This is a genomic window from Streptomyces sp., assembly GCF_031181555.1.
In the GTDB taxonomy this organism is placed as follows: Bacteria; Actinomycetota; Actinomycetes; order Streptomycetales; family Streptomycetaceae; genus Streptomyces; species Streptomyces fimbriatus.
Genome location: NZ_JAPSKQ010000240.1, coordinates 1 through 7,342, shown reverse-complemented (window position 1 = coordinate 7,342; position 7,342 = coordinate 1). Strand labels below are relative to the sequence as shown.

Genomic DNA, 7,342 nt, shown 5'->3' with positions numbered 1-7,342 from the left:
TACAAGGTCCGCTACAAGGGCGGCTACTTCCCGGTCCCGCCGGTCGACCACTTCGCCGACCTGCGCGCCGAGATCTCCCTGGAGCTGGACCGGGCCGGCCTGAAGGTCGAGCGCCAGCACCACGAGGTCGGCACCGCCGGCCAGGCCGAGATCAACTACAAGTTCAACACGCTGCTCGCGGCCGCCGACGACCTGCAGCTCTTCAAGTACATCGTCAAGAACGTCGCCTGGCGCAACGGCAAGACCGCGACCTTCATGCCGAAGCCGATCTTCGGTGACAACGGCTCCGGCATGCACGTCCACCAGTCGCTGTGGGCGGGCGGCGAGCCGCTGTTCTACGACGAGCAGGGCTACGCCGGGCTGTCGGACATGGCCCGCTACTACATCGGCGGCATCCTCAAGCACGCCCCGTCGCTGCTGGCCTTCACCAACCCGACGGTGAACTCCTACCACCGCCTGGTGCCGGGCTTCGAGGCCCCGGTGAACCTGGTGTACTCGCAGCGCAACCGCTCCGCCGCGATGCGCATCCCGATCACCGGCTCGAACCCGAAGGCCAAGCGCGTCGAGTTCCGCGCCCCGGACGCCTCCGGCAACCCGTACCTGGCCTTCTCGGCCCTGCTGCTCGCGGGTCTGGACGGCATCAAGAACAAGATCGAGCCGGCCGAGCCGATCGACAAGGACCTCTACGAGCTGGCTCCCGAGGAGCACGCCAACGTCGCGCAGGTCCCGACCTCCCTCGGCGCCGTGCTGGACCACCTCGAGTCCGACCACGAGTTCCTGCTCCAGGGCGACGTGTTCACGCCGGACCTGATCGAGACGTGGATCGACTTCAAGCGCGCGAACGAGATCGCCCCGCTGCAGCTGCGCCCGCACCCGCACGAGTTCGAGCTCTACTTCGACGTGTAAGAGGCGGGATCGGGCGACCTGGGTGAAGCCCGGGGGCCGCTGCTCCACGTCGGAGAGCGGCCCTCGCCGGCTCGTCCAGGCCCTGTGCGGCGGCTGCCTTCCCGGCCTCCTGGTGATCGGCCAGGTCGGTGACCTGCGGGGATCCTTCCCGCGGGTCGCCGACCTGGTCTTTTTCCATAACCCGGCTACAGGTGCCCCGGACGATCGGCAGGCCCGTCGGCACCCCCACTCGTGGTTCCTCCGGGACGGGAGCGCCGTTGTGTGTTTCCGGCTGTCCGGAATGCTTTCCCCCGCGGGCGCGGAGGGGGAATCATTGGTGCTGACACTGTTGTTCGAGGAAGGTCACGGGGATGTCCGAAAGGGACGACGAGGAGCGGGAGTTCGACCTCAAGTGGGCCGACGGTGCGGAGCACAAGGAGCCGTCCGCCCGGGCCCGGATGCTCGCCGCGCGCTGGAAGGACAACCCGCCCGGACCGGTCCCGTTCCGCCCCGATCCGGAGCACACCGCGTCGTCCGGCCGGTCGTCCTGGGTGTCGACGGTGGTGGTGCTCGGCTGCGTGGTGGCGGTGATCCTGTTCCTCGGGTACGTCGACCTCCGCCCGTACTAATTCCCGCGACCGCCTGCTCCGCGGCCCCTACGATCATCGGAACAGCAGGTCGGCGGGGGGGGCGGACAGGTATGGACGACGACATCCGGAGCGGGGAGGCGGCGGCGACGCGCCTGGTCCGGGGAACGCCTCTCACCGAGGCCCTGGACATCACCGACCCGGGCGCCTGGACGGCACTGGACGCAGGGGTCCGGGCGATCGCCCGGTACCGGCCCTCGCTGCTGCCGGGCCGGGACCGGGCCGGGACGCGCGAGGACGGCACGACCGGCGGCGGCGAGCCGCGGCCGACGGCGCCTCCCCGGCGCCCGGTGGCCGGCCTCGGCCGTCTCCGCCTCCGTCTCCCCGCCCGTCTCCGGTCGGCCGACCGGGGGGCGGACTCCCGCCGTCGGGCCGGAGGCCGGGGAGCGCCTGCCCCGGAGCCGGTCATCGGTGCGGAGCGCTCCGGCCCACCGGGCGGGAGCGCCGAGCCGCCCGTCCGGTCCCGGCTCGCGCTCGCCCTGTGCCACCCGGACGGGCGGGTGCGCGAGGCCGCGCTGGACGGGGTCGCGGAGCATCCCGCGCTGCTGCCGCTGCTCGTCGTACGCGCCGCCGACTGGGCCGCGCCCGTGCGCGAGCGGGCCCGGCGGTTGCTGGGCGGCGTGCTCGACGTGGAGGCGGCGGTCGCCCTCGCGCCGCTGATCCTGCGGGTCGGGAGGCGCGAGCGGGGAGCCTTCGGGGTCGAGCTGCTCGACGGCGTGCTCCGCCGGGCGCCGCGCGAGCGGCTGCTGCCCCTGCACACCCACCCCGACCGCGCCGTACGCCGCTTCGCCCTCCGGTCGGCCGTCGAGGAGGGACTCCTCTCCCCCGGTGAGCTGGCCCGCCGCGCCGCCCGGGACGACGACGCGGTCGTCCAGACCCTGTGCGCCGACGCCGCCCTGGCCGCCGTGACCGATGCGGGCGACTGGGACGGCGTGCTGGAACCGCTGCTGGGCGCGCGCAGCCCCCGGGCGCGGTCGGCCGGGGTCACCGCGCTGCGGCGGGCCGGGCGGCCCGAACGGGCGGTGGAGTTCCTCGCCGACCGGGCCGCGGTGGTACGGGCCTGCGCGCGGTACGTCGTACGGCGGCACGGGACGGATCCGCTGCCCTGGTACCGGGAGCGGTGCGCGGACCCGGCCGATCCGGCGGTGCCGCCGGGCGCGGTGATCGGGCTCGCGGAGTGCGGGGAGCGCGCGGACGCGGAGCTGCTGTGGCCGCTGCTCGCCCATCCGGTGCCGACGGTGCGGGCGCGGGCGGTGGCCGGGCTGCGCGCGCTGGACGTGACCGACGTGGCGCGGCTGCTGCCGCTGCTCGAGGACCCGGCGCCCGGTGTGGTGCGGGAGACGGCCAGCGCGCTGCTTCCCTCCGCCGGGGCGCTGCCCGCCGGGCGGCTGGCGGGGTTCCTCGCGGCCGACCGGCCCCGGCATTCCCGGGTCGCCGCTTTCCGCCTGCTCGACGCACGCGGGGGGCTCGTGGGACTGCGGACCGCGGTCGCCCTGCTGGACGACCCGGACCGGAAGCTACGGGCGTGGGCCGGGCAGTCCGTGCAGCGGTGGCATCCGGACTCCGGCACGCCACGCGGGGAGAAGGAGGTGGGCGAGCTGCTGGGCCGGGCCCGGCACCTCTTCAGCGACCATGTGCTCCGACGGCGCATGTGGGAGGCGGGGCTGCCCGGTTGACGCGGGCTCCGGCGGTGCCGCGCACGGAGGCGGTGCCGGGCGCCCCGGTGCGGGGGCGGCCGGCACCGCGCTCCGGCTCAGCGGTTGTAGCGCATGAACGCGCGCACCATGTGGCACGTGGTGTCCGACGGCGGGTGCACGCCGATCAGCTCCGCCGTGCTCCGGATCGTCTCGTTGCGCGCCTGGTCGGGCAGGTAGACGCCGGAGTCGAGCAGGGCGATGGCGAGCCGCATCGCCTTGAGCCGGCGGTTGTGCGTGACGTACCACTGCCGCGGGCGGCCCGCCGGCAGCGGGCGCTTCTCCACCGGTGCGCAGGGCGTTTCGAGCAGGACGGGACGCTTGGCGGTGGACTGGGTGGGCAGGGGCTTCGGCTTGAGTGCGGCAGCGGGCACGGGCATCCTCCTGTCGCGGTCAGGGCGGCCCGCCGGAAGTCCACGACGACCCCGGCACCACCCTCGAACACTGCTTCCAGTTTACTGCCCGGCACTGACATCCAGACAGTCCGCACAGACGAGCAAATGCCCAGGTGAGCAGGGAACTTATCGCCCCGTCACCCCCGTTCCGCAAGGGGTGCGTGAGGCGGCGGAAATTCGAACAGAGCATGCTGCGGCGCCGGTGGGGACACGGCCCCGGGACTCCCGCTCGGCCAGGAGGTCCCGCTGCCCCGGGCGTACCGTGTGGGGCATGGAGATCTGGATCAACCCGGCCTGTTCCAAGTGCCGCGGCGCCCTCGGCCTGCTCGACGCCGAGGGCGCCGACTACACCGTCCGCCGCTATCTGGAGGACGTGCCGAGCGAGGACGAGATCCGCGAGGTGCTGGACCGTCTCGGCCTGGAGCCGTGGGACATCACCCGCACCCAGGAGGCCGTCGCGAAGGAGCTCGGGCTCGAGGAGTGGGCGCGGGACGCCGGTGCGCGGGACCGCTGGGTCACGGCGCTCGCCGAGCACCCCGAGCTGATCCAGCGGCCGATCATCACCGCGGACGACGGCACGGCGGTCGTGGCCCGCACGGAGGACGCGGTACGGGACGCCCTGTCCCGTTAGTCGCCTGTCAGCCTGCTCGCCCCGTTCAACCCGCTTGTCCGGCGGCGGGAGTCGAGGCGCTCCTTGCTGTTACCCTCCGCCGCCATGACCTTCGATGATCAAGGAAGGCGCGGACCGCGGTCCGTGATCGGTGGCGTGGCGGCGGTCGTGCTGGTCGGGGTGATCGCGGCGGGCGCGGTGCTGTACACGAGCGGAGACGACGGCGGGGAGCGGACCGCACCTCCCTCTGCCGCCGCCTCCCCTTCCGCCTCCACCGCCGCCGAGCCGGTGCCCTCCGTCACCGCGTCCCTGCCCGCCGACGCCCCGGCCGCCCTTCCCTCGCTGCTCGCGCGGCCGGTCGTCCGGCCGGAGCAGGCGTTCCCGGAGAAGAGCGTGCGCCTGAAGGACGGTTCGCGGTACCAGCGGGTCGACCTGGCGACCACCACCAGCTGCGCCAGGGGCATGTCCCAGGAGCTGGCGGCGCTCGTCGACCAGGGCGAGGGCTGCGTGCGGCTGACCTCGGCGCTGTTCACGGACCCCGAGCAGCGCTCGCGGATAACCGTCACCGTGGCGAGTTTCCGGCGGGTCGAGGACGCCTCGACGGTGTTCATGATGGCCTCGATGGATCCGGTGACCTATCAGGTCGTCTCGCTCGATCCGCCGCCGGAGGCGGGGCTGCCGGCGGCGCCGCCCGGCTCGGCGGGGCTCTTCGAGCGGCTGATGACCGTGCGGTCCGTGGTCTTCGCCAACGGGCAGTGGGGGGACGGCGCCGAGACGGAGCAGGCCGCGCTCGCGCAGCAGACGCAGGGGCTGCTCCAGTACGCCAACGACAACGTGGTGGCGTACGAACAGGGCGGGCACGGCTGACGCGCGACAGCTCAACGCCCTTGTGACGCAGGTTACTTCGACCACTCGCCCCAACCGCTGAGCAACCCCGTTCGGTATCTCGTACATAGCGGCGTACGCTCCCCTACCTCTTCAGGAGGCGCGGATGTCGCGCAGGAGAACTCTCGGCCCCAGGAAGAAGCTCGCTCTGCTGGTGAGCGCCGCGACGGTGGCGGGAGGCGGCGCCTTCGTCATGGCGAACACGTCGAACGCCGCGCAGACGCCCACCACCAAGGCGGCGGACCCGACCGTCTGTCAGGGGCTCGCCACCGCGCTCGGCAACAACCAGAAGTTCATCGAGGGCCAGCGGGCCGCCCCCGACGCGCAGTCCGAGGCGCGGATCGCCAACCGCGAGGCGGTCATCGAGGAGATCAGGCGCAAGCAGGGGGCGTCCGGGTGCACGGTGGGGGAGTCGGCTCAGGGCTCCCAGGCCGCGCAGCCCGAGCAGTCCGCCCCCGCGCAGCCCGCTCCCTCCCAGCCCGCCCGGGGTGAGGAGGCGGGCGGCGGCGGCGCCGCGCAGAGCCCCGGCGGTGAGGGCGCGGCGGCCTCCGGCGAGCAGGTGTGCAACGGGTCCACCGTCACCCTCTCCGGTGAGGGCGGCGCGCCGGCCGCGTCCAGCAACCAGTTCCCGGCCGGCACGAAGCTGAAGGTCACCAACCTGGACAACGACAAGTCCACGACGGTGGAGGTCACCTCGGTGTCCGGAAGCTGCGTCCTGCTCAACAACGCGGCCTTCGAGCAGGTCCGGGAGCCCGGCAAGTTCCTGATCCGCCGGGCGGTGATCGAGAAGGTGGGGTGACGCTCCGCCGCCGCCTCGTGAGGGCCCGCTGCTCCCGGCCGGGAGCAGCGGGCCCCTCCGCGTCCCCGCCCCCTCCGCGTCCCTTCGCATACAAGCCGCCCCCGCGCGTACGCGCTCACACCGTGCGGGAGGACACAGCAGTGTCAGGTAACACGGGGTTCACATGCGGGCAATGGCCGGGAAATCGCCTGTTGACAGGCTGCCTGGTATCGAGAGCGGCGCCCCAGTGCCGCAGCGCCGCAGCACCCGCGCATCGCCCCAGACCCACCCCGAAGGATGTGGACCGTGAGCTTCAAGGCCGAGTACATCTGGATCGACGGCACCGAGCCGACCGCCAAGCTGCGTTCCAAGACGAAGATCCTGGCCGACGACGCCAAGGGTGCCGAGCTGCCGATCTGGGGCTTCGACGGGTCCTCCACCAACCAGGCCAAGGGGCACGCCTCGGACTGCGTGCTCAAGCCGGTCTTCGTCTGCCCCGACCCGATCCGCGGCGGTGACGACGTCCTGGTGCTGTGCGAGGTCCTCAACACGGACATGACGCCGCACGAGTCCAACACCCGTGCCGCGCTGGCCGAGGTCGCCGAGCGGTTCGCCGCGCAGGAGCCGGTCTTCGGCATCGAGCAGGAGTACACCTTCTTCCAGGAGGGCTACCCGCTCGGCTTCCCCAAGGGCGGCTTCCCGGCCCCGCAGGGCGGCTACTACTGCGGTGTCGGTTCCGACGAGATCTTCGGCCGTGACGTCGTCGAGGCGCACCTGGACAACTGCCTGAAGGCGGGCCTGGGCATCTCCGGCATCAACGCCGAGGTCATGCCCGGCCAGTGGGAGTTCCAGGTCGGCCCGCTGGCCCCGCTGGAGGTCGCCGACCAGCTGTGGGTGGCCCGCTGGCTGCTCTACCGCACCGCCGAGGACTTCGGCATCGCCGCCACCCTCGACCCGAAGCCGGTCAAGGGCGACTGGAACGGCGCCGGTGCGCACACCAACTTCTCCACCAAGGCGATGCGCGAGGGCTACGACGCGATCATCACCGCGTGCGAGTCGCTGGGCGAGGGCTCCAAGCCGCTGGACCACGTCAAGAACTACGGCGCCGGCATCGACGACCGCCTCACCGGTCTGCACGAGACCGCCCCGTGGGACAAGTTCTCCTACGGCGTCTCCGACCGCGGCGCCTCGGTCCGCATCCCGTGGCAGGTCGAGAAGGACGGCAAGGGGTACATCGAGGACCGCCGTCCCAACGCCAACGTCGACCCGTACGTGGTGACCCGCCTGCTGGTCGACACGTGCTGCACCGCGCTGGAGAAGGCCGGCCAGGTCTGATCCGCCCGCAGTCGCCCGAGGGGGCGCCCGCCGTCGAGGCGGGCGCCCCCTCGTCCTGTCGGCGGGGAGTCCGCCGTGGGGCGCGAGGACCGCGGGGGGGGGCACGCCGGGGG

8 protein-coding genes are annotated in these 7,342 nt (G+C 73.0%); 7 read left to right on the top strand and 1 reads right to left on the bottom strand.

Annotation, left to right across the window (positions count from 1 at the left end):
- From glnA to RIM90_RS29445, 3 genes are all read left to right on the top strand, one after another.
- Positions 1–906 (top strand): type I glutamate--ammonia ligase (gene glnA / locus RIM90_RS29455; RefSeq protein WP_309063797.1); only part of this gene is annotated, 906 nt, incomplete at its 5' end.
- A gap of 350 nt (positions 907–1,256) precedes the next feature.
- Positions 1,257–1,514: a hypothetical protein gene (locus tag RIM90_RS29450; RefSeq protein WP_309063796.1), complete on the top strand. Its 258-nt coding sequence runs from the start codon at positions 1,257–1,259 to the stop codon at positions 1,512–1,514.
- A 71-nt stretch (positions 1,515–1,585) separates the two neighbouring features.
- The gene (locus RIM90_RS29445) at positions 1,586–3,208 is read left to right on the top strand and encodes a hypothetical protein (protein WP_309063795.1); all 1,623 of its coding nucleotides are present in this window, start codon (positions 1,586–1,588) and stop codon (positions 3,206–3,208) included.
- 77 nt (positions 3,209–3,285) lie between these two features.
- On the opposite strand, the gene RIM90_RS29440 is transcribed toward RIM90_RS29445, so the two are convergent.
- Positions 3,286–3,600 (bottom strand): hypothetical protein, encoded by a 315-nt coding sequence (locus RIM90_RS29440; protein WP_309063794.1) that lies wholly within the window; start codon positions 3,598–3,600, stop codon positions 3,286–3,288.
- 292 nt (positions 3,601–3,892) lie between these two features.
- On the opposite strand from RIM90_RS29440, the gene RIM90_RS29435 reads away from it, so the two are divergent.
- From RIM90_RS29435 to glnII, 4 genes are all read left to right on the top strand, one after another.
- Complete coding sequence (locus RIM90_RS29435; RefSeq protein ID WP_309063793.1) at positions 3,893–4,252, top strand: ArsC/Spx/MgsR family protein; 360 nt, start codon at positions 3,893–3,895, stop codon at positions 4,250–4,252.
- 84 nt (positions 4,253–4,336) lie between these two features.
- Positions 4,337–5,098, top strand: coding sequence for a hypothetical protein (locus RIM90_RS29430; RefSeq protein ID WP_309063792.1), 762 nt, complete (start codon positions 4,337–4,339; stop codon positions 5,096–5,098).
- 124 nt (positions 5,099–5,222) lie between these two features.
- On the top strand, positions 5,223–5,915 hold the full coding sequence (locus tag RIM90_RS29425) for a hypothetical protein (RefSeq protein ID WP_309063791.1): 693 nt from the start codon (positions 5,223–5,225) through the stop codon (positions 5,913–5,915).
- A gap of 285 nt (positions 5,916–6,200) precedes the next feature.
- Positions 6,201–7,229 (top strand): glutamine synthetase, encoded by a 1,029-nt coding sequence (gene glnII, locus RIM90_RS29420; RefSeq protein WP_309063790.1) that lies wholly within the window; start codon positions 6,201–6,203, stop codon positions 7,227–7,229.
- The last annotated feature ends 113 nt before the right edge of the window (positions 7,230–7,342 follow it).

Bases quoted from the DNA above. Each gene is read 5' to 3' on its own strand.
- RIM90_RS29450 (WP_309063796.1), top strand. From the start codon at position 1,257: ATGTCCGAAAGGGACGACGAGGAGCGGGAGTTCGACCTCAAGTGGGCC.
- RIM90_RS29445 (WP_309063795.1), top strand. From the start codon at position 1,586: ATGGACGACGACATCCGGAGCGGGGAGGCGGCGGCGACGCGCCTGGTC.
- RIM90_RS29435 (WP_309063793.1), top strand. From the start codon at position 3,893: ATGGAGATCTGGATCAACCCGGCCTGTTCCAAGTGCCGCGGCGCCCTC.
- RIM90_RS29430 (WP_309063792.1), top strand. From the start codon at position 4,337: ATGACCTTCGATGATCAAGGAAGGCGCGGACCGCGGTCCGTGATCGGT.
- RIM90_RS29425 (WP_309063791.1), top strand. From the start codon at position 5,223: ATGTCGCGCAGGAGAACTCTCGGCCCCAGGAAGAAGCTCGCTCTGCTG.